Annotated in this window: 24 protein-coding genes; 9 read left to right on the top strand and 15 right to left on the bottom strand. The window is 66.2% G+C overall.

What is annotated here, in order from left to right:
• Position 1: 1 nt before the first annotated feature.
• From ABFX45_RS19035 to ABFX45_RS19020, 4 genes are all read right to left on the bottom strand, one after another.
• A complete protein-coding gene (locus ABFX45_RS19035) occupies positions 2-325 on the bottom strand; it encodes a hypothetical protein (protein WP_146771872.1) in 324 nt (107 codons plus the stop codon).
• 107 nt (positions 326-432) lie between these two features.
• Complete coding sequence (locus tag ABFX45_RS19030; protein ID WP_346131519.1) at positions 433-693, bottom strand: hypothetical protein; 261 nt, start codon at positions 691-693, stop codon at positions 433-435.
• Positions 694-1,132: 439 nt separating this feature from the next.
• The gene (locus ABFX45_RS19025) at positions 1,133-1,249 is read right to left on the bottom strand and encodes a hypothetical protein (protein ID WP_428834167.1); all 117 of its coding nucleotides are present in this window, start codon (positions 1,247-1,249) and stop codon (positions 1,133-1,135) included.
• Positions 1,250-1,530: 281 nt separating this feature from the next.
• Entirely contained in the window at positions 1,531-1,749 is a 219-nt protein-coding gene (locus ABFX45_RS19020; protein WP_112228729.1) for a hypothetical protein, read from the bottom strand.
• Between the two features lie 376 nt (positions 1,750-2,125).
• On the opposite strand from ABFX45_RS19020, the gene ABFX45_RS19015 reads away from it, so the two are divergent.
• A complete protein-coding gene (locus ABFX45_RS19015; protein ID WP_346131518.1) occupies positions 2,126-3,271 on the top strand; it encodes a carboxylate-amine ligase in 1,146 nt (381 codons plus the stop codon).
• A 64-nt stretch (positions 3,272-3,335) separates the two neighbouring features.
• Entirely contained in the window at positions 3,336-3,716 is a 381-nt protein-coding gene (locus ABFX45_RS19010; protein ID WP_346131517.1) for an STAS domain-containing protein, read from the top strand.
• Positions 3,717-3,727: 11 nt separating this feature from the next.
• Here ABFX45_RS19010 and glgX read toward each other — a convergent pair whose 3' ends face one another.
• Entirely contained in the window at positions 3,728-5,839 is a 2,112-nt protein-coding gene (gene glgX / locus ABFX45_RS19005) for a glycogen debranching protein GlgX (protein WP_346131694.1), read from the bottom strand.
• A 142-nt stretch (positions 5,840-5,981) separates the two neighbouring features.
• Between glgX and ABFX45_RS19000 the strand changes: the two genes are divergently transcribed.
• A complete protein-coding gene (locus ABFX45_RS19000) occupies positions 5,982-6,374 on the top strand; it encodes a hypothetical protein (protein WP_346131516.1) in 393 nt (130 codons plus the stop codon).
• A gap of 80 nt (positions 6,375-6,454) precedes the next feature.
• Here ABFX45_RS19000 and ABFX45_RS18995 read toward each other — a convergent pair whose 3' ends face one another.
• Positions 6,455-6,988, bottom strand: coding sequence for a hypothetical protein (locus ABFX45_RS18995; RefSeq protein WP_112228733.1), 534 nt, complete (start codon positions 6,986-6,988; stop codon positions 6,455-6,457).
• A 145-nt stretch (positions 6,989-7,133) separates the two neighbouring features.
• Between ABFX45_RS18995 and ABFX45_RS18990 the strand changes: the two genes are divergently transcribed.
• The gene (locus ABFX45_RS18990; RefSeq protein WP_346131515.1) at positions 7,134-7,589 is read left to right on the top strand and encodes an ATP-binding protein; all 456 of its coding nucleotides are present in this window, start codon (positions 7,134-7,136) and stop codon (positions 7,587-7,589) included.
• Positions 7,590-7,930: 341 nt separating this feature from the next.
• On the opposite strand, the gene ABFX45_RS18985 is transcribed toward ABFX45_RS18990, so the two are convergent.
• The 7 genes from ABFX45_RS18985 to ABFX45_RS18955 form a co-directional block, all read right to left on the bottom strand.
• Positions 7,931-8,128, bottom strand: coding sequence for a hypothetical protein (locus ABFX45_RS18985; RefSeq protein ID WP_146771873.1), 198 nt, complete (start codon positions 8,126-8,128; stop codon positions 7,931-7,933).
• A gap of 640 nt (positions 8,129-8,768) precedes the next feature.
• Positions 8,769-10,532 carry a recombinase family protein gene (locus ABFX45_RS18980; RefSeq protein ID WP_346131514.1) on the bottom strand — a complete coding sequence of 588 codons (1,764 nt, stop codon included), beginning with the start codon at positions 10,530-10,532 and terminating at the stop codon, positions 8,769-8,771.
• A gap of 150 nt (positions 10,533-10,682) precedes the next feature.
• Positions 10,683-12,794, bottom strand: coding sequence for an FtsK/SpoIIIE domain-containing protein (locus tag ABFX45_RS18975; protein WP_346131693.1), 2,112 nt, complete (start codon positions 12,792-12,794; stop codon positions 10,683-10,685).
• An 8-nt stretch (positions 12,795-12,802) separates the two neighbouring features.
• Positions 12,803-13,444 carry a hypothetical protein gene (locus ABFX45_RS18970; RefSeq protein WP_346131513.1) on the bottom strand — a complete coding sequence of 214 codons (642 nt, stop codon included), beginning with the start codon at positions 13,442-13,444 and terminating at the stop codon, positions 12,803-12,805.
• The gene (locus ABFX45_RS18965) at positions 13,441-13,779 is read right to left on the bottom strand and encodes a hypothetical protein (protein WP_346131512.1); all 339 of its coding nucleotides are present in this window, start codon (positions 13,777-13,779) and stop codon (positions 13,441-13,443) included. Before ABFX45_RS18965 ends, ABFX45_RS18970 begins: the two co-directional genes overlap by 4 nt.
• Positions 13,776-14,114: a WhiB family transcriptional regulator gene (locus ABFX45_RS18960; RefSeq protein WP_346131511.1), complete on the bottom strand. Its 339-nt coding sequence runs from the start codon at positions 14,112-14,114 to the stop codon at positions 13,776-13,778. Before ABFX45_RS18960 ends, ABFX45_RS18965 begins: the two co-directional genes overlap by 4 nt.
• Positions 14,107-14,304, bottom strand: coding sequence for a helix-turn-helix domain-containing protein (locus ABFX45_RS18955; RefSeq protein ID WP_346131510.1), 198 nt, complete (start codon positions 14,302-14,304; stop codon positions 14,107-14,109). The genes ABFX45_RS18960 and ABFX45_RS18955 overlap by 8 nt, the downstream gene beginning before the upstream one ends.
• A 166-nt stretch (positions 14,305-14,470) precedes the next feature.
• Here ABFX45_RS18955 and ABFX45_RS18950 point away from each other — a divergent pair, with 166 nt between their 5' ends.
• Positions 14,471-14,875 (top strand): helix-turn-helix domain-containing protein, encoded by a 405-nt coding sequence (locus ABFX45_RS18950; protein ID WP_346131508.1) that lies wholly within the window; start codon positions 14,471-14,473, stop codon positions 14,873-14,875.
• 476 nt (positions 14,876-15,351) lie between these two features.
• Here the strand turns inward: ABFX45_RS18950 and ABFX45_RS18945 are convergent, their stop codons facing one another.
• Positions 15,352-15,735 carry a hypothetical protein gene (locus ABFX45_RS18945; RefSeq protein ID WP_346131507.1) on the bottom strand — a complete coding sequence of 128 codons (384 nt, stop codon included), beginning with the start codon at positions 15,733-15,735 and terminating at the stop codon, positions 15,352-15,354.
• Here ABFX45_RS18945 and ABFX45_RS18940 point away from each other — a divergent pair.
• Both ABFX45_RS18940 and ABFX45_RS18935 read left to right on the top strand, forming a co-directional pair.
• Positions 15,734-16,585, top strand: coding sequence for a hypothetical protein (locus tag ABFX45_RS18940; protein WP_346131504.1), 852 nt, complete (start codon positions 15,734-15,736; stop codon positions 16,583-16,585). The two genes, ABFX45_RS18945 and ABFX45_RS18940, sit on opposite strands and share 2 nt — an antisense overlap.
• The gene (locus ABFX45_RS18935) at positions 16,570-16,932 is read left to right on the top strand and encodes a signal peptidase I (protein ID WP_428834166.1); all 363 of its coding nucleotides are present in this window, start codon (positions 16,570-16,572) and stop codon (positions 16,930-16,932) included. Before ABFX45_RS18940 ends, ABFX45_RS18935 begins: the two co-directional genes overlap by 16 nt.
• On the opposite strand, the gene ABFX45_RS18930 is transcribed toward ABFX45_RS18935, so the two are convergent.
• Positions 16,933-18,411, bottom strand: a complete 1,479-nt coding sequence (locus ABFX45_RS18930; protein ID WP_346131501.1) for a transcriptional regulator — start codon at positions 18,409-18,411, stop codon at positions 16,933-16,935. It abuts the gene before it with no gap.
• Positions 18,412-18,671: 260 nt separating this feature from the next.
• On the opposite strand from ABFX45_RS18930, the gene ABFX45_RS18925 reads away from it, so the two are divergent.
• Positions 18,672-18,932, top strand: a complete 261-nt coding sequence (locus ABFX45_RS18925) for a hypothetical protein (protein WP_346131498.1) — start codon at positions 18,672-18,674, stop codon at positions 18,930-18,932.
• Between the two features lie 442 nt (positions 18,933-19,374).
• Complete coding sequence (locus ABFX45_RS18920; protein WP_346131496.1) at positions 19,375-20,121, top strand: hypothetical protein; 747 nt, start codon at positions 19,375-19,377, stop codon at positions 20,119-20,121.
• Positions 20,122-20,240 lie beyond the last annotated feature (119 nt).

The following is a 20,240-nucleotide window of genomic DNA, read 5'->3' as shown; positions in this document are numbered from 1 at the left end:
GTCACTCCACCTGCACGGCAAGCCCGCGGACGGCGAGCACCGTCGACTCAGGGCTCTCCGGCAGCACGAACTCGGCGTCGACCGGCTGGCCGTCCCAGCGCAGCGGTTCGCGTGCGGCCAAGCGGATCTCACCGCCCGGCTGGGTGACGGTCGCGGCGTCCTGCTCCAGCACGACGGTCCCGCCGTCCTCGGCTCCACCGGCGTCCGGCAGCTCGGCGACCAACCGGATGGCGGCGCCGTCGCACTCCCCGGTGAAGTCCAGGAGCATCGTCTTGGACCGCAGCGTCACTTCGGCGCCGTCAGCGCGGCAGCGAGTTCGGGTCATACGCCAGCCGTACCCACCTGCGTCAGGATCTAACCTCCGTCACCCGCCCGGTTGTCCACGGCAGAGCTCAGCGTCGCGGCCACCTCGTCGAGGTCGCGGTCCGTGATCTACCGTCCGCCGAGGCGTTCGAGCAGCTCGTCTCGCGTGACCACGGGGAGGGCGCCGGACAACGGCTCCTCGCGGTCCGCCACCACGTAGCTGCCCTCCACCAGCACCAGCGTCGCGTTCGGCCGGTCCGACCGGAGGAGTCTTGCGGGGATCGCTGGGCGCGCGGTCCGACGCCTCCTCCTCGGTGGCGCCAACGGCGCACCGCTGCTCGGAGCGCTGTGCATCGTGATCGGCTCGGTTGCCACCGCGTTCCTGTTCATCTTCATAGGCGTGATCGGTGCGTGCCTGCACACCACGTGCCGAGGCCCGGTCACGACCGGTTTGAAGCGGAAGGACGGTCGGAACCAAGGTGCCGAAGAAGACCAACGATCTCGGTCTCGCAGGACGGCCACATTCTGGCACCCTCTGGCGGCCGGACTCTCCCGACGAGGTCGCGGCGCTGGAAAACCACTCGGCAAGCCCGGATGACCACTCCAGACGCGTCCACTTCGCACGGACTCTGTCGGTGTCATCCGGCAGTGCGGCAGACGAAACCGTCTCGGGGTTGGATGTCCACGACGAAGAAACTGTCGAATCCTTCCTCGACGCGCGGCTCCTCCAATCGTGCGAGTGTGGCGAACAACGCCACCTCTGGAACGCGTGCCCGGCCCGTCCGCGCGCATTGCGCGCAAGCAACACCGGCAGGCCCGGCGGGAACCACTATCCGGTCACCTGAGCCCCGAAGTCCTTGGCCGCCGCGATGATCCGCTGCCGTTCCACCGCGGAGGCGTTGGTGTTGTCGACCACGACTGAGGCACTGCGGGTGAGAGCGGCCACGAGAAGGGCGTGCTGACGGGTCTACTTGCGGCCCCGTTGCGCATCAGGTCCTTGCTGATGTGCACGTGAGTGACAGCGAAGCGCTGCCGGAAGAACATGCTCTTCCCGGACGCCTGCAGTCCGACCAGCACGACCACCTCCGGCCGATCACCATTCATGACGTCGGCGGGGACCTACTCATGTTTCACCGTCGGGCAGCGACGAGTCGTTCTCGCCGAGGCCATCTTCCTCTTCGGTGGCACCAGCCGCGAAACGCACCTCGGAGCGGCTCGTCCGGGCTCTCAGCGACGCTCGGGTTCCTGCACGTTGACGATGTTGGCGGTGTCCAGAACCGATATGGTGCGGTCTGACCGCAGGACCGGCACCCACGTGTGTGAGGTCTGCGGGTCGACCACGTGCGCTCCGATCACCACGCCGCGTACGTAGACGGACGGGTGCATCACATCGGGGTTGAGGTAGGTGACGACCGCACCGCGGCCTGGGCAAGGCTTGGTTGCCATGGCGACTCCAGTGGGTTCGCTGCTCGCCTCGGTCGGCGCCGCGATCGAGACGGTCCGGGGTGTCGCCGACTGCTTGACGTTCCGGTCGGATACCCGAGGCAGACCGACGAAACCTCCTTCCTGCCTGCGGTGGCGCCCACAACGGGAGTTTGCGAGTCCTCCGTCTTTCACACGAGTTTGTCCGTGCTCCGCGGTGGTATTCCAGCGTTCCTTCCGGCGAGCTCGGACACGGCAGCCGGAAGAACTTCTGGTCGGTCAAACAGCGTGCCGACACCGCTACGTGATCGTTCCGCCATGAGTTGGTGCCGTCATCATGGCTGTGCCGGCGGTGTGAACGGATCGCGTGCGGATCACCGCAGAGCGCTGAAGGAACGTCATGATCCATACCGATCGCCCGCTCGCCCGGGGCGTCGAACTGCCGACCCTGGGTGTCGAGGAAGAGTTCCTGATCGTCGATCCGGCCACCGGCCTCCCCCTCCCCGTGGCGAGGGAGGTGATCACCGTGGCGAACGGCTTCGGCACCGAGCTCCAGCAGGAGATCACTCGCGTGCAAGTGGAGAGCGCCACGCCGGCGTGCCGGGGAATGCGGGAAGTGCGGGGACACTTGCTGGCAGCGCGGTCCGTCGCCACCGCTGCCGCATTGCGGGCCGGCGGGCAGCTGGTGGCGATGGGTGTCCCCTTGGCGGGGGCCACCGAGCAGCCGATCACCGACACCGATCGCTACCGGCGCATCGCCCGCGACTTCGGACTGCTGGCCGCCCAGCACGGGGTGTGCGGTTGCCACGTGCACGTCGCGGTGCCCGACCGGGAGACCGCGGTGCAGGTGTGCAACCACCTGCGCCCGTGGCTGCCGGTTCTGCTCGCGCTGACCGCCAACTCTCCGATCCACCACGGCGTGGACACCGGCTACGCCAGCTGGCGTTCGGTGCTGACCAGTCGCTGGCCCTGCTCCGGTGCCCCGCCCTACTTCACCTCCGCCGAGCACTACGACGCCGTGACGGACATGCTGGTCGGCAGTGGCGCCGTGCTGGACCGGGCGATGATCTACTGGGACGTGCGGCCCTCCGATCACCTGCCCACCGTGGAGGTCCGGGTGTGCGATGTGCCGGCCACGGTCGACGAGACCGTTCTGCTGGCAGTCCTGGTGCGAGCATTGGTCGTCACCGCCGTCCGTGCCGTCGAACGGGGAGAGCCGGCGCTTCCGGTGAGCGAGCAGGCAGTGCGCGCGGCCCGTTGGCGCGCCGCTCACGACGGCATCGTGGGCCAGGGCATCGACCTGTTCACCGGCCGTCGCACCCCCGCTGTCGAGCTGCTGCGCCGACTTGTTCGCGACGTCGGGCCCGTGCTGCGTCAGACCGGGGAGCTGCGCGCCGTCAACGCGCTGCTGACCAAGGTCCTCCGGCTCGGCAACGGGGCCGTGCGGCAACGGCAGGCCTTCCAGCGGCGTGGGCGGCTGGAGGACGTGCTGGCCGTGCTGGACCGCGCCACCGGTCAGGACAGCCGGCCCGAAACCGCCGCATGAGGTCACCTCGCGCCTGCGCGTGGTTGACGAACTGGCAAGACCCGTCGATGTCAGAGGAAGCAACATGGATCACCAGGCCAGCCACGACGCACCGGCTCGCGTGCACACCGCCACGACGCACAACGGGATCCCCGTGATGCGGGTGACCGGTGCACTCGACACGGCGTCGAACCAGCACGTCGCCACCCAGCTCGGCGCACTGCTCGACACCCGGCCGGTTGCGGTCGTGATGGATCTGCGTGGCGTCGGCTTCCTGGGATCGGCAGGTATCGCGATGCTCATCAACGCCCAGCATCACGCCGCCAGACTCCACGTGCCGTTCGCCGTTGTCGCGGACAACCACAGCGTGCTGCGACCGTTGCAGGTCAGCCAGGTGTACCACACGCTCGCCATGTGCTCGACCCTGGAGGAGGCCGTCACGGCGGTGCGACTGGCCTCCACCTGATCACCGCCGCTTCAGTCCACCCTCTGGAGCACGACGAGCGAGCGTGGGGGCAGGCTCAGCTGACTGGACGCGGCGACCGGCTTGTCGCCGTCCCCCATTTCACCGGTGCTCGTGTCGACCACGACCTTCCACTCAGGACCGTAGTCGGCCTCGGGCAGCGTCACGTCGATGTCCTCGTGATGGGCGTTGAACGCCATCAGGAACGAGTCGTCCACCACCCGCGCGCCGCGTGCGTCGAGGTCCGGGATGCCCTCGCCGTTGAGGAAGATGACGATGCACCGGCCGAAGTCGTCCTCCCAGTTCTGCTCGGTCATCTCCTCGCCCGAGGGGGTGAACCACGCGATGTCGCGCAGTTCGCCGCCCTTGCGGATCGGCCGGCCGGCGAAGAACCGCTTGCGCCGGAACACCGGGTGCGCCTTGCGGAACGCCGTCAGCGCCGCGGTGAACTCCACCAGCTCGGCGTTCGTCTCCGCGAGGGACCAGTCGACCCAGGACACCTCGTTGTCCTGGCAGTACGCGTTGTTGTTGCCGTGCTGCGTGCGGCCGAACTCGTCGCCGTGCAGGATCATCGGCACACCCTGCGACAGCAACATGGTCGCCATCAGGTTGCGCCGCTGCCGTGCCCTCAGCTCCAGGACCTTCTCGTCGTCCGTCGGCCCCTCGACGCCGCAGTTCCACGACCGGTTGTGGCTCTCGCCGTCCTGGTTGTCCTCGCCGTTGGCCTCGTTGTGCTTCTCGTTGTACGACACCAGGTCGTTGAGCGTGAACCCGTCGTGCGCCGTCACGAAGTTGATCGACGCGTACGGCCGCCGCCCGTCGTTCTGATACAGATCACTGCTGCCGGTGATGCGCGAGGCGAACTCGCCCAGCGTCGCGGGCTCTCCGCGCCAGAAGTCGCGCACCGTGTCCCGGAACTTGCCGTTCCACTCCGTCCACAGCGGAGGGAAGTTGCCGACCTGGTAGCCGTCGGGACCGACGTCCCACGGCTCGGCGATCAGCTTGACCTGCGACACCACCGGATCCTGCTGCACGACCTCGAAGAACGTGGCCAGCCGGTCCACGTCGAAGAACTCGCGCGCCAGCGCGGCGGCGAGGTCGAACCGGAACCCGTCGACGTGCATCTCGGTAACCCAGTACCGCAGCGAGTCCATGATCAGCTGCAGGGTGTGCGGCGTGCGCACGTTCAGCGTGTTCCCGGTTCCGGTGTGGTCGAGGTAGAACTTCGGTTCGTCCTCCACCAGCCGGTAGTACGCGGCGTTGTCGATACCGCGCATCGACAACGTCGGGCCGAGGTGGTTGCCCTCCGCGGTGTGGTTGTAGACCACGTCGAGGATGACCTCGATGCCTGCCTCGTGCAGAGCCCTGACCATGCCCTTGAACTCCTGCACCTGGTTGCCGGAGCCGGCCTGCGAGGCGTAGCCGTCGTGCGGGGCGAAGAACCCGATCGTGTTGTAACCCCAGTAGTTGGTCAGCCCTTTCTCGATCAGCGTGTGGTCGCTGATGAACTGGTGCACCGGCATCAGCTCGATCGCCGTGACACCCAGCCGGGTCAGGTGCTCGATCATCGCCGGATGTGCGAGGCCCGTGTACGTGCCGCGCAACCTCGGCGGGATGTCGGGGTGGCCGATGGTGAGACCGCGGACATGAGCTTCGTACAGAACACTTCGGTGATACGGCGTCTTCGGTGGCCTGTCGTCGCCCCAGTCGAAGAACGGGTTCACCACGACGGCCTTCGGCACGTGCGCCGCCGAGTCCGCGTCGTTGCGCTCATCAGGAGCACCGAACCGATATCCGAACAGCGACTCGTCCCAGGACACGCCGCTGCTGATCGCCTTCGCGTAGGGGTCGATCAACAGCTTGTTCGCGTTGCAACGCAGACCCAGCTCAGGGTCGTGCGGGCCGTGCACGCGGTAGCCGTACCGCTGCCCCGGCCCGACACCGTGCAGGTAGCCGTGGTGGACGAAACCGCTCACCTCCGGAAGCGGCACGCGGGTCTCGGTACCGTCCTCGTCGAACAGGCACAGCTCGACGCGGTCCGCGACCTCCGAGAACAGCGCGAAGTTGGTGCCGACACCGTCGTAGGTGGCACCGAGCGGATAGGACGCTCCCGGCCACGCTCGCACACCCGCGCTCCGGCCGAAATCGATCGATGTCTTCATCGCGCCTACCTCCCGCTCGTGGCTGCCGCAGGTATGCCCGCAAGTCGCGGGCTCAACCGGAGAAGCGGAATCGGTTGATCGGACGGCCATCGGGTACACGCCGGTCATGGCGACACATGACATGACTCCGGGCGACGACCAGGCGTCCTACACACCGCCGCACGACACCGGCTCACCCGACGCCGTCGAGACCGACCCCGCCGCGCTCAACAGCGCCGAGGACCTCGACGAGGATCGGATCCGGCTCGACCCGCTCGAAGCAGGTATGGACCCGCCGGAGCGCTGGACCGGCGTCGACAAGTACGGCATGACGCCCTACGAGGAAGCTCACCCGCGTCCGCTGGCCGACCGGCTCGCCGAGGAACAGCCCGACGTGCCGGTCGCCGCAGGAGATCTGGACGAGGAAGTGCTGTCCGAAGCCACCGGCCGCGGACAGCTCGCGGACGAACCCGGCGGCTCGGTCGCGAGCGCGACACGCACTCCCGACGACCCGATCTGACGGTCGGCCCAGCTGCACGGTGGACGCAGTCGTGCCCGGCCGATCGCGGCGACCGGCCGGGCGCTCGACCTGTGGACGGATCAACGGCTCCCAGCAGCGTCACGCGAGATCGGGCCGACATGGGCGTGACGACCCGGTCGCTTCGCCGCGTGCCGCTGCCCAGGACTCGGTCCCCGGCGAGCCGCCAACGCGTCGGCCACGGCCCCCGTGACGAATCCGTAGACCGCCTTGTGCAGCACGTCGACCATCAATTCCTTGCGGGGCCAGGTCTGTGGCGGCGCGCCGACACCGGTGGCGTTCTCCAGAATCTGGTCATTGCTCAACCGCACCACGGTGAACATGGCGGAGGCGACCGGTCCCCGCATCCCCGCGTTCGCCATCAGCGATCGAACCACCCCGGCCAACGCGCCCTGACCGAAATGCATGGCGAGATTCACCGGCCGCGGCTGCTCCCCCGGTCGCTCCGGCATCCCGGTCAACCGCTGCAGAACCCGAGCGGGCACGTGGGAATCCGGGCGCCTGGTCAGCCGCTGCTCGAGCTTCTCGCCCACCGTCATCACGGCCGCTCCGAGCGTCCCCGCGATCAACCCCTGCCACAACGCGCGTTTCACCATGACCGCCGAATACCCGGCCACCCTTCCCCCAACCTCGCCGTCAGCCTCTCGGATCGAGTTTCCTGGGCCGGCGGAAGGACGAACATTGTTGTCCCGGATGGTCGTCCCCGCCGAGGTAGCGCACGATGAACCGGCAGCTGGCGCGATGACCGAACCCGCCAGGCGAACGTCGCCCACAGCCGAGGACGTGACGCCGATCCACTCTTCCAGCCGACTCGGTGATAGCCCCAGGCCCCGATCGCTCGACCTCGACGAGGTGCAGGACGTGGCGGCGGCGCGCCGCTGGACGAGCGCCGTCCTGTCCGGTGTCACCGACGACGAGCTCGACGACATCCTGCTCGTGGTCGATGAGCTCGTGAGCAACGCCTTCGACCACGGGCTCAGTCCCCGCCTGATGCGACTGCACAGGTCGGAGGAGCCGTGCCTGGTCAGCGTCGAGGTCTGCCACGCCTCGACGCAGGTGCCGGTTCTCGGCAGATCACGGCTGGGAGGGCACCAAGGCCGTGGAATGCTCATCGTCAACCGGCTGGCCAAGGACTGGGGCGTCACTCTCGTCCCGCACGGCAAGACGGTCTGCGCCGAAGTCGAGTGCGAGCCCTAGTTCGGCGGCTGGCACAACACCTCGCCTCCACCGTCGGCACTTCTCGCCTTCAAGCGGGCCGCGCTACTGCGCGACGTGACCTGCTCAACGCCCTTCGGGCGGCGTGATCGGCCGTTGCTCACACACACTCGCCCGGCAGCTCCTCGTCACCGGCGGCCTTGTGCCGGCGCCCGGAGTGCGGATGGCCGCTGCTCCCATCACCCCGTGTGGGCACCGAGTCGTCGTGCGCGCTGCCGATCGTCGGGCTGCCGGGGTGCCGGCCAGCGTCCCCACCAGGCGGCGTGAGCATCATCGTGTCCGGTCTCTGGCTTGTCGTTCTCGAGGCTCATCATCACGTCCTTTCACCGATGACCGTCATCCGGCGCCGGTGTCTCGAGCCCCGCCGAACCGGAAGCACGCGACCACACCAACAGCCACGCGGCCTCCATCGCGGCGTCAAGCAGATAGGTCTCGGGAATGCGGTTCTTCGGCACGTAGACGAGATCGATGGCCAGCAGCGTGGCCGCGGTGACCACCCCGAGCCCGCGACGAGCGACCACGTTGGCCCATCGACCGACGACGACAAGTCCTCATCCCGGCAGGAGCACAAGCGCACTTCAACCTCCACGCGGGCGACCGCCTACTTCTCATCGCCCTCCCCAAACCCGCAGTGTTGCTGGCGCAACCAACCGCAGTGGTCACGTCCATCCTGAGAGCGGACTACGCCGACTCCGGAAAACTTGCATGAGCATTACGAGAACGACAAGGCAGAGGGTAGACATCGCGGTCTTCGAAGCTACTCCAGATAGGTTGGTCTCGACAAGAACTGGAATAGCCTAACTACGGCGAGGTCTTGAGGGCGCAGCAGAGCAGACTCAAACACACCAAGATTCCACAATGAGGCAACACGCGCCAGGTACTGAAGCGCCGTCGACTTGCGGCCACCTCCTAACAAGGCTTGACCCGCCATGCACACTTCCTGTGGTGCTCTTCACCGCGCATGCGGTCACAGAGCTTTCCACTGTGGTTTAGTGGCAACCAGTTCCAGCGCTTGACATTCGAGTAGCGCAACTGAGGCGCTATCTAAGCCGACACCAAGAACATCAACCCCGACCAATTCGATTAGCCCTCTAATTTGGCGGCGAGCTATCCATAGCCACATGAACACGCGAATGTTGCGCGCTTGCCACGCGTGGGGGTTCATGTCCCCCCTCGGACACTGGCTTTATCCCTACCAACGGGCCGGATGCTCGCATCGAGCATCCGGCCCGTTGCGTTGTAGACGATTTCCACGTTCAGCGCCTCATACAGTCTTTGCAGCTCATCAGGGTCAGCCTGCCTGATCACCTTCTTCACGTCGCCGAGCGAATCAATCATGGCGTGGATCTCGGCGACACTTCGCCCGAGTCGTTTCGGAACCCCGTTCAGCTCCGCTTGAGCCGCCGCGCGCTTCTCCTGTGCCTCGTTCATCGCCTCGACGAGTGCGGACGGGTCGATTCCCGCCGCAATGGCGTCTTGGAAACGGCGCAGCTTCGCTTCCGCATCGGCGAGACGTCGCCTCGCGGCGGCGTGGTCGGGCGTACTGGCCTCGCGATTGTCCTGCGACGCGACGAGAGCCGACACCGTGTTGTCGACGTTCACCGGGTCGAAGAGGTGATCAATCCACCTGTTGAAATGCTCAATGGCCACTGCTTCGGGCAGGTACACGTTCGTCGGGTGGCCATTCAGCACGGGCGAACCGGGCACCATCGTCCGTAGCGCACAGCGGTAGTAGGTCCTCGGACCGCGAGGCGTGCCCTCCATCCGTCGACTGCAATAGCCGCACTTCACTCGTCCCCGGAGCGGATACACCCGCTTGGTCCGCTTGGGCCCCCTCACCAGCTTCTTTCCGGCCGAGAATCCACCGGCCGCGCGCGACCGGCGTAGCAACTGCGCTTGAACGAAGTCCTCGACCTCGATGATGTGCGGATGGGCCTTCTTACGAGAACGCACCACACGATCAGGAGCAGCCTTGCGGAACCGCACCACGTGACCCGCGCCAACGTCCTCAGGGTCGAGCAGCATCTCTTGACGCGTCCAGCGCCCGAAGAACGCAAAGCCGGTGTAGCGCGGATTCTCCAAAATGGCCCGGACCGTGCTGCCCTGCCATCCGTCGGCGAGCCGGTGCCGGTTCTGGTCCGGCCGCCGAGCCGACGGGCACGGAATCCCGTCCCGGTTGAGACCATTCGCGATTGCCCGGTCTCCCATCTCACCAGTCAGGTACTCGGCGAAGATCCGCCGCACGACCGCCGCACTCGGCTCGTCGATCGCCAGCACGCGCAACCTGTAGCCCTCGGCCGCCTTCCTTGGGTTCGGATGCGGCCCAGCATCGACCACCGTGTACCCGTACGGCGCACGCCCGCCCTGGTGTCGTCCCTCGTTGACGACCTGGGCATCCATCGCCGCCCTAACGCGAGCCTGTACGTGCTGACGCTCCGACTCGCTCATGCCGCCGAGCACGCTCATCAGCATCTTGTGGGACGGGTTCCGCGAGTCGAACTTGCCACCGAGTTCCGGCACCCACAGGTCCACGCCATAGGCGGCGAACTTCGGTGCGATCAACGAGAACTGGTTGCCGAACCAGCATCGTGTCCCTTCGCCGACCACGACCGCGTTCCAGCCCCGGTTCTTGTCCTTCAGCGCGGCCAGGAGGCGTGACGCTTCCGGCCGACGCTCCCACGGCACCGAGCGCGACTGGCCGACGTCGAAGAACTCCTCGACGATGACGCCGCCCAACGGCTCGACGAACTTGTGGGCGTTGCCGTACTGCCATCCTCGCGACGTCTCCGGATCTTGGTTGTCCTCGGTCGAACACCGACCAAGGAACGCAAGCGATCCGATCCCATCCCCGATCGTCTCGACGACCTCGACGCCGAGCAGGTCGTCGAACGCCGCCCACGGATCCTGACTGATTTCAACAGTCATCTGCCCTCCCTTCCCGAGGCGCATCCAGCGCCTCGACCTCAGTAACTCTGATCAGTACTTCTAGCAGTATGCGACTTACCTCCCTGGTGAGGACAGGTAGTTCAGCGGGCGGGTTGAACTTGAGTTTGCCGCGCGACGGCTCGTCGGCGATCACGGTCGGCCCTCGTCCGCGTCGCTCGACGTGCCGATTTCATCATCGGCCGCGATGCGCTCGACCGCCGCACGTAGGTCGGCTGTCAGGTAGCCGCGTACACGTCGGGTGCCATCGTCGGTCGGGACGTACTGGCGTATCGGCCGACAGCCCAGCTCGCCCATGTCGACGCCGAGCGCGGTTACCTCGACTTCGAGCGCCTCGGCGAGTTCGGCGGTCGGTACGAAGTCCCGCGTGTTCACGTCGTCGCCGAGGTAGTCGACGACTGACGCGAGCGGCTCGGGTAGCTCGACCTCGGCCAGGCTCGCCACGGTGCCACTTCCGATAGCCTTGACCACCGTCGAGCGGTCGAGCATCGGCGAAACGTCCTGCCCAGCCGCGTGACCGCTCAGCGTTCCTTCCGCCTCCCGAAGGGCGCGGCCACGCTCGCAGATTTCCCGCCAGTCCTCGTTTGGCATGTAGTACGTCCGCACCGTCAGCGCGAGCACATCGGCACCAGCTTGGGTCTCGCCGTCCGGCCGCAAGATGCCAACGCCCCGATGGGACGGGAGTAGGCGGCTGCTGTCATATCCGCGCGTGTTCATCTGCTCGCCGAGGATGATGTTGCTGTCGCGGAAGTCCATGACGCGCAAGGCAAAGCGGGAGCCAAGCACAGCGCGCAACTTGGTTGGGATGGTCTTGCTATCCGGTCGCTGCGTTGCCAGGACGAGAATGATGCCGGCGGCCGGGGCCTTCTTCGCGAGCCATGTCAGCAACTCGCCGATGTACTCCCCCGCCGTGAGCTTCTTCCCTTGCACCTCAACGGGAGTTCGGTCCTCCAGTGCGATGTGGACCTCGTCGACAATCAGTGCCGTGATCGGCATACCCAGCGACTGATCACGGGACATGTCCGGCGTCACCTTCGACTCGGGACAGGTGACGTCGTCGAGGTCCTGCATCCTCCGGTAGCGATCCTGAACATCGGCGACCAGCTCGACGAGCCAATCGAGGAACGCGAGGACGTGTTCGGCGTCGTCGCCCGCCATGAACCGGTGGGCGACCTTCTCGGCGGCTTTCCAGTCCTTGCCGTTCTTGAAGCCTGCGACGTACAGCCGGACGTGCGGGTCCAAGATCAAGCCCGCGGCTGCCAGCCGTTCGGCCATTGTCTTGCCCTGGCGGGGAAGCGCACCGATCAGGAGTGACGTCCACACCAGCGGCAGCGTGATCCGCCTGCCGCGTGCGTCAGTCCCGAACGGCACCGGCCGCCATGCGTCCCACCGCTCGACCGCCAGCAGTGGCGTCCGGATCGGCGGTTTCGCGTACGGGTCCTCATCAGCAACCCACATCGCGACGCGTCCGGCATGCCCGCCATTGCCGCGCACACGCTCGACGCTGAGCTGGATCTCATCGACCGCCAGAGCTGACGCCAGGTCCTCGCGATGCTTGACGACGTCGGTCGCCTTGCGGGTTGCGGGTAGGTCGACGGTGACCGCCCATCCCCCGCCCTGGTGCTTCGCGCGCTCGACGAGCCGCAGGCTCTCGTCCTTACCGATCAGCTTCGCGTCGCGGAATGCGTCCACCAGGATCTGTGGGTCCATCGTCCATGCGAGCGAGCGTGGCCCGGCGAGAGCAGCTTTACGGCCAGGGTTCCCATCCTTCTGCCTACCGAGGATCGCCAACGCCACCGAGCCAACGACGCCGGCAATCCACAACACCCGATGCCCGTAGACGAGATCGAGGATCGCAAGCGAGACAAGGGAAACGGCGGATACAGCACCGGTCACCTTCCATCGGAACAACGTCAGTCCACGGATCTCCGCGAACTTGTCCGCCAGCTTCTCCGACTGCTCGGCAGCCTCGCGGTAGTCGTTCACTCGCACCCATCGCCGCCATCCGCGCACTGCGACCACCAGGCCACGAAAGGTGGCTCGGATGAAGCGGAACGGCGACCGCGCCACCCACACGAGACCGTCCTTGGCCGCGTACCCGAGCGCCTGCCGTGACTTCAACGCCGCCGGAACGAACCGCAACCGACGCCACCGGCCCGCCATCCGGTGAGCCTGTCGTGGCTGAGTCACGTCCGCCTGGTCGTCGACGAGTTCACCTTCGAACACCGGTCCCGCCGGAACCATCTCGCCGTTCACGGCTGCACCTCGGCGTTCAGCGCCGCAGCCAGCCGTGACGACAGGCCACGCGAGCACTCCGTCACCTCACGTATCCACGCGGGTGTGACCGTCACGTCCGGCGTTCGAGCCGCCCTGGCAATCGCGAGGTAGTCGTCAAAGGAAGTCCTTGGATTCGCGTGCTTGCGTGCCTTCTTCCGAGGACTCGGCGAAGCCTGCGGTTCCGCCTGCACGGCCGTGAACACGGCGACCGCCGAGCCGAGCTTGTCTCGAAGGTCGGTCACCGCCTCGGCGGCGACGAACACGACGAGCGGCGGCACGGAGTGCAGCACCACCAGCGCGGCCGATCCGGCGGCGTACGCGCTCCAGGTGTTCATGACGTAGGTCGCGCCGAGCGTGAACCACTTCGCCGCCCGCACCCAGCCACCCATGCGGACGCCGTGCCGGGCCGTGATCTGCTCGGCCCGAAGAATCGCCAGGAGCACCAGCGACACCATCGGGTCGAGCAGCCACGCGGCGGACCAGGCGAGCGACCACACCAGAGAGCCGGCCGCCGCGAACTGCTGAACGTTGGTCATCGTGAACGCCAGCCCGAGCAGGATGCCGGTCCAGCACAACCGATCGACCTGTACCGCTACGCGCTCGATCGGCTCACTCATCGCCGTTCACCGCCTCGGCGGCGTGGTTCGTACGTCGTCACGGTCAGGGCCTTGGTCAGCGTGTACGACGCGAACAGCGCGGGCACGGCGAGCACCGCGACGAGCAGCCAGCCGCTACCTCGTTGGGTGATCACGATCCACTGCGCCACGACGATCAGCGCGGCGTTGAACAGCACGCGCCCGGCGAGCGAGACGAACCGGGCACCTGTGCGTGCCGCGTTCGCCGCAGCCTTCGCGCGACGGGACGCCGTTCGCCACACGAGCACCAGGACCAGGACCAGGAGCGCGCCTACAGCGGCCATGATCTGAGTCGGGGTGAGAGTGAGAGCGTTCATGAACGCGGCCCCCTCTCGGCGCGTTCACCGCGTCGGAGCCAGTGCGGGTACAACTCCCGCCGCTCGTCATCGGTGAGCGCACCCCATACGCCGGAGGTGTTCTCACCGGCCGTGCGCAGTTCCAGTTCCAGGCACTCGTCTTGCACGGGACACCCGGCACAAGTGCGCTCGGCGAGTTCACGATCGGTCAGCTCTTCGCCAGCGTCGGGTGGCTCGTTCGTGAACGCCCACATGCACAGGCCGTCACGCTCGACCACCTCGGCGAGCTGGTCGGTCGGCACCCACCGCAGGCGGTCCAGCGACCACGCGATGCCGATCAGTCGGTCGTCAGTCACGGAGCACCCCCGGACCGGCGTTGGAGAGCAGCGGCAGGAGTGCGCTCACGGGGATGACGGTCTGGCCGCGCCGACGTTCGGCGTGCAGCTTGCCGAGCCGGATGGCGCGGCAGACCTCGGACCGGTCGACGCCGAGGAGCCACGCGGTCTCGCGGATGGTGTGGGCGGAGGAAGACAGAGAAGTACGCATGAGGAATAGCCTTTCTGCAAGAAATGATGATTTCAGTTTCCGCTGTGCTGATTTCAGCACTCTTGAAGACGTGCGCGGTCGCAAACGGCGGGTGAAACGCCGTGTCACGCCGCAGCGCTCGAAACAGTGACTAATCTCAGCGCCGAGGCGGAGCGCGGAGGAATACGTGTCGGAGGATTGGGCGGCAGTCGCCAAGGTGATCAACCAGCGGGTGGACGAGCTGGGATTGCGACAGAAGGAACTCGCCGAGCGGTCGCACGTATCGCTCGCGATCGTCCGCGAGATTCAGCACAACCTCGTGGAGCGCCGGCGGAGTCCCCGAACCCTGGAATCCCTGTCCACAGCGCTGGGCTGGCACCCGCAGCACCTCGACGCCGTGTTGCGGGGGCGCACGCCTCCCGAGGTCGGCGACCCCGTGGTGGACCTCGCCGACACCCTGTGGACTCGAATGGACCGGGTCGAAGAGCGACTCGAAGACATCACCGAGCGGCTCGACGCTCTCAAATCCGATGTTGCTTCCGTAATGAACCAGCTCGCAGATGTCGCGAAGCATGTCCGCGGGCGCCGGTAGTTCGCCGTTTGTCCTGGTGGAGCTGCTGTTTTCCATGCACTAATTCCACTGCGGAATGGCGCCGGACCCCATGCAAGACCTCTGCAAAACCACCACAAGTTCCCTGCAAATCGCGCTTCGGGGGTAGCGACGAGATGGCGTTGTCGAACGGCTGGACCGGTGCCGACGCGTGCGCGTTGCAGGACGCGCTACGACTCAGTCAGGAGGGGTTCGCCGAGCACCTCGGCGTGCACTCGCGCACGGTTGGCTACTGGCACCAGAAGCCCAGCTCGCGGCCGAAGTCGGAGATGCAGCAGGTCTTGGACGCGGCTCTTGATCGAGCGTCCGCAGAGGTCAAAGCGCGCTTTGCCGAGGCTCGCGCAGACGCACCGGCCGCCGCGCCGGAAGCCGCCACGACCGATGCGGTAGCCGACACCGAACGGCGGCTCGCCGACGACCCGAACATCGTCGCCGCGCTCGACTGGCTAGACGAGCGCTCAGCGAGTGAGCCCGGCACTGCGCGCCGCGCTGTGGCCTCGCGGCTTGCTCAGGTTGATGTGAATGCCTTGCGAGACAGGGGAAGTCGTCGCGGACGTGTCGATCAGCGAACCGTCGCTGAGGCACTCGCGAGCTACTACGGTCGCGGTTCCGACGGCTACGGCCGGTATGCCGCCCGGTTCGGCACCGTCGAGGCCAACACCAGCGTCTTCACGCACTCGGACTGGCTCGATCTCGACTGTCCGCTGGTCGCCAGCCACGACCGGCTCGCTCTCGTGCGTGCTGCCGGGCACACACCGGTCACGCTTGATGAGCAAGCTTTCGACCAGGCTGTTCAGCGACTGGCCGAGTCGCTCGCGCTCGGCGTGCGGGTTCATCAACATGCCGCTCTACCGCTTGCTGAGCGTCGACATGGGATCCGAGTCGATCGGCGGCACGGTCGGACTCACGTCGTTTGTCGAGTACATCGTGACGTTGGACCTCCTGGAAGGGGAACTGGTCGACGCGCTGGCCAACGGCCTACAGGCGGGCGACCTACCGCTTCGTGACCACTACCTGCCGGACCTCGACGCCGTGCTGAACGTCGGCGAACGTCTCACCGCCGGCGGCACGCTCGCGCTGTGCGCGTTCGCTCGACCAGCTGACCCGTTCCGAGGCCCGGCAGACTACGTTCTCCTGGTGCAGGAGCGCTCAGGTCACGTCATCAACGCCGCGCGTCGGCTTGCCGTGATCCCGAAGGGCTTCCACCAGCCGCTGACCGACTTCCGGACCGACGCACAAGTGGGCGCCACCATGCGCCGCGAGATGGAAGAGGAGTTGTTCGGCCGCCACGACATCGACAACACGGTGGGCGACCAACGCAGCGCCGATCCGATGCACCCGAGCCGCCTTTCCGAACCGATGCGCTGGCTCCTCGGCGAACCGGGCCGTCTGCGGATGGAGTGCACCGGGTTCGGGCTGAACCTCGTCAGCGGGAACTTCGAGTTCCCACTCTTGATCGTCGTCGATGACGAGGAGTTCTGGCACCGGTACGGGGGGCTGATCGAGGCCAACTGGGAGACAGCCAACCTTCGCCAGTACTCCAGTGCGGACGCTGAGCTCCTGGAGGAGCTCGCGGGCGACGAAGCGTGGAGCAACGAGGGCTTGTTCGCGCTCCTGCAAGGGCTTCGCCGACTCAAGGAGATCGGCGGTAGCCGCGTGAACCTGCCAACGATCGAATGGGAGATACGGTGACCGCGAACTGGAGCCAGGGCAACGCTGCGGAGGACGGAAGCGCCACGCGAGGCTGGCTGGTCGGGCACTTCATCGACCCGTCAGAGGGTGTACGGTCCTCAAAGGACGTTGAGGTCAAGTGGTTCAATCACCCGGCCGGTGACAAGCGTGTGGAGTGGACTTCAGACGACCAGCGAACGACCTTGGTTCTGTTGGTACAAGGGAACTTCCGCGTTGACCTGACCGAGGGCAGCGCGACGATGACCCGCCAAGGTGACTACGTGATGTGGGGTCCTGGGATCGACCACTCGTGGGAAGCCGTAGAGGACTCGGTGGTCATGACGGTTCGCTGGCCGTCTCAGACGTAATCAGTCGCTGAGCCGCCACTCGACCGGCGGCAGGCTGACGCGGTCGCCGCCGATCTCACGCAGCCGACGTAGGCCCTGGAGCAACGCGAACAGTCCCTCGTTGCTCCAGGCCTCTTGCGAGATCAGCTCGCTCACCAGCTCGCCGTCGAGGCTGGAGTACAGCCGCAGTCCGCTTGCTTCCCAGTTGGCCTCGACCTGTCCGCCGAACCGGTGCCAGAACTCCTCGTCCTCGATCACGACGAGGCTCGCGAACTCGTAGTTTCCGCTGACCAGGTTGAGCCCGAATCCTGTGCACTCCATCCGCAACCGTCCCGGTGCCCCGGTCAGCCACTTCATCGGCTCCGATCGTCGGCTCGGATGCATCGGTGCAGCCGAGCGTGCGTCACCCACCGTCGCATCGACGTCGCGACGGCCGAACAGCTCCTCTTCCAGCTCTCGCCGGAGCGTCGCGCCCACCGCCGCCTCAGCTCGCACATCGGTCAGCGGCTGATGGAAGCCCTTCGGGATCACGGCGAGCCGCCCAGCGGCGTTCAGCACCTGACCGGAACGCTCCTGCACCAGCAGGGCGTAGTCTGCCGAACCGCGGACTTGATCATGCGGCCGAGCGATCGCACACAGAGCTAGAACGCCACCGGCACATACGCGACCGGACAGGTCGTGCACCGCGTCAAGGCTCGGCAATTGCTTGTCCCGCAAGGGAGTTCGACGGGCAATGCTTCCGGCTCCAACAGCATCGGTTAGTTCTCGTTCGAGGAGGTCAGCCGTCAGCGCGTACTCGACGAACGGCACGATGCCGACGCGCCCCCGCACCCGCCCTGGACTGACGTCAACGCTTCGTAGGCGGTACAGCGGCAGATTGGCGAACCGCACACCGAGCGCGACCGACTCTGCCAGCTGCGACAGGGCCGCCGAGGCTTCGACCTCGTCCAGCGCCCGGTGATCGCAGGTCTCCTCTGCGAGCGTCAGCCCACCCTGGGCACCGGCGAGCGAGCAGGCGAGGTCGAGCCATTCCACACGGCTCACAACGCTGGTCAAGATCTCGACGTCCGCACAGATCGCCCGGTAGATGCCCTGGTCGCCGTAGTACTCGATGAGCGCGCGAGCCAACGCCGTTCGCCCAATCCTCGCTCGTCGCGCTCCCCGGTCCAGCAGCGCCCCTAGGTCGAGCGCTTCAAGCCTCGTGCGCACCTTCGAACGGCTCGTTCCTGGCTTCCACCCGGCGCGTTCGTCGAGCCAGTCAAGGGCAGCAGCCAACTCGACCGCGTCTCGTTCCGGCTGTTGCCGCCCAACGATCTCGGGTGGCTTCGGTGGCGACAACAGGTCATCGATCCCGACCTCAAAGATCCGTTCCAGCAGGCGCGCGGTCGCCGGCTGAACAGTCGGCCCAAGCGGTTCCCCAGAAGCCTTCCGACCAGCGATGAGCCGCTGAAGATGACGCTTGCCGATCGTCCCCGGCTCGTTGTGCTCGCGCGCGAACAACTCGGCGAAGTCGATGAACTCCTGGAGGGTCTGACGCCGTTCCCGGATCTTCTGCTCCAGGACCGTTCGGAACGTCCGCACGCCGTCCCACCTCCCCGATTCGCCCATGTCGTCCACATGTCGCCGCCAGGTCGTTCCGCTGACCAAGTGCTGATGAGACGTTGATTTCAGTTTGACATGGGTCGCTTATAGGCGGTCCCCCGAGCCGTCCGGCGGCGTGGACACCTCCTGTCCGCCTCAGCGCCGCCGGACACCTCGCAATGGAGGTCACCGTGACTACGCCCGGCGAACGAGATCCGGCAGCCGAAGGGCTACTCGGCTCGGGGTACGTCGTTTCCGTCGTGCGGTCGAGCACACCGATCGAGGCGCACCTCGGCGACGATGAGCTGATCTACGTCACGCTGCCCGGCAGTCCGTGCCCGGTGCTGATCGGCTTTCTCCCGCAAGGCGCCGAGAAATTCTCCTCGATGTTGTCGGACCAGCTTCGCGCGCTCGCCGACCGCCAGGAGCAGCACCGATGACGGCCGGACCGTTGTGTATCTGCGGACTCGACACGGTCCTGGTGGCGGTCGCCGCCGTGTTCATCGTCGCCGTGTACGGCGAACTCGTTGCGCGTATGACGGTTCGGCGAGCTTCCACCGACCAGGCGCGACACCGAGCACCGCACACCACCGCTCGCCAGCGTGATCCCCGATGAGGGTGGAAGCTCGAACGCCGCAGTCAGACGACGATCACGAGCGGATCTTTCAAGCCCGTGAACGATGTGTGAGTTGGCTTTGCGGGCGCTGCGCTCCTGGCTGTACTCGATGTGTCGACTGGCATTCGCCGATGCCACAGATGCCCGAAGACCAGGCCAAGACGCCGAAGCAATGAAGATCGCTAGCTCTATGCGAGCCGAGCAGCTCGCAGCATCGCCGCCCCAGCAGGTGAAACAAAGGCCTTGCCGCCGACGATGAGCCCGACATGAGCAGCTCGGCCAACCCACACTCAGGCGCGCTCGGACGGTTCGTTTACAACAAGTCCTGGACGCCCGTGCTTGGCGCCTACATGTTTCCGCTCAAGTACTTCAGCCTTGACGAGTCCCAGAACCCGGATGACTATCTTGAAGTCGTCCAGATACTTAGGGTCGACGATACCGACATCGCCATAACCCGAGGTGGCGGGTTATTCGTGCGGGTCGATCGAGTTGCCGATTATGACCTCAGGCAAGCTTGGCCAAGCAAGATTGCCGAGACACTAAACTACATACTTTGTGAACTTGCCATAAACGGAGTTCCATCGCATCCTATCAACCCAAAGGATGTCCAAGATGGCAAGCTGATTGGCACTCACGCAGCGATATACGGAGGTGGAGGACGACACGGCGAACAGGCATGGGGCCCGTTCGCACTGCTCGCCGCTCAACCCGCTGATCTTGGCGTAGATTTTGGATACCGTGGGCCTACCATCTGGCCAGCTAACTACTACTGGACCGCCGAAGATCCGCAGCTACTCAACGACATTGCGGATTTCAGAAACGCCCAGATTATTCGCGGCATTGGAGCGCGTCTTCCCGAACTGCTCGTTGCCGCAGCGCACCACGCTTCACGCGGAAACGTCTCCGAAACCGTCCTTGCCGCCTGGATACTATGTGAAGCGCTTATCTCTGGCCTGTGGGACAAGCACGTTTCAAGCACCGATCCGACCGCAAGAAGGAACAGACTGAGGTGATCTCAACAGCGGAGATTCCAGCACTGAAGGCCTGAGGATGTTCGGGGGAACGCTCGTGCAGGCGCTCTGACGTGCCGCGGGGCCTGGGAGTAGAAGGACGGGGAGCTCCTGATAGGACT

The organism is Lentzea roselyniae, assembly GCF_039537795.1.
Classification (GTDB): Bacteria; Actinomycetota; Actinomycetes; order Mycobacteriales; family Pseudonocardiaceae; genus Lentzea; species Lentzea atacamensis.
The sequence above is the reverse complement of the archived record's forward strand: the minus strand, read 5'-3'. Positions and strand labels throughout refer to the sequence as shown.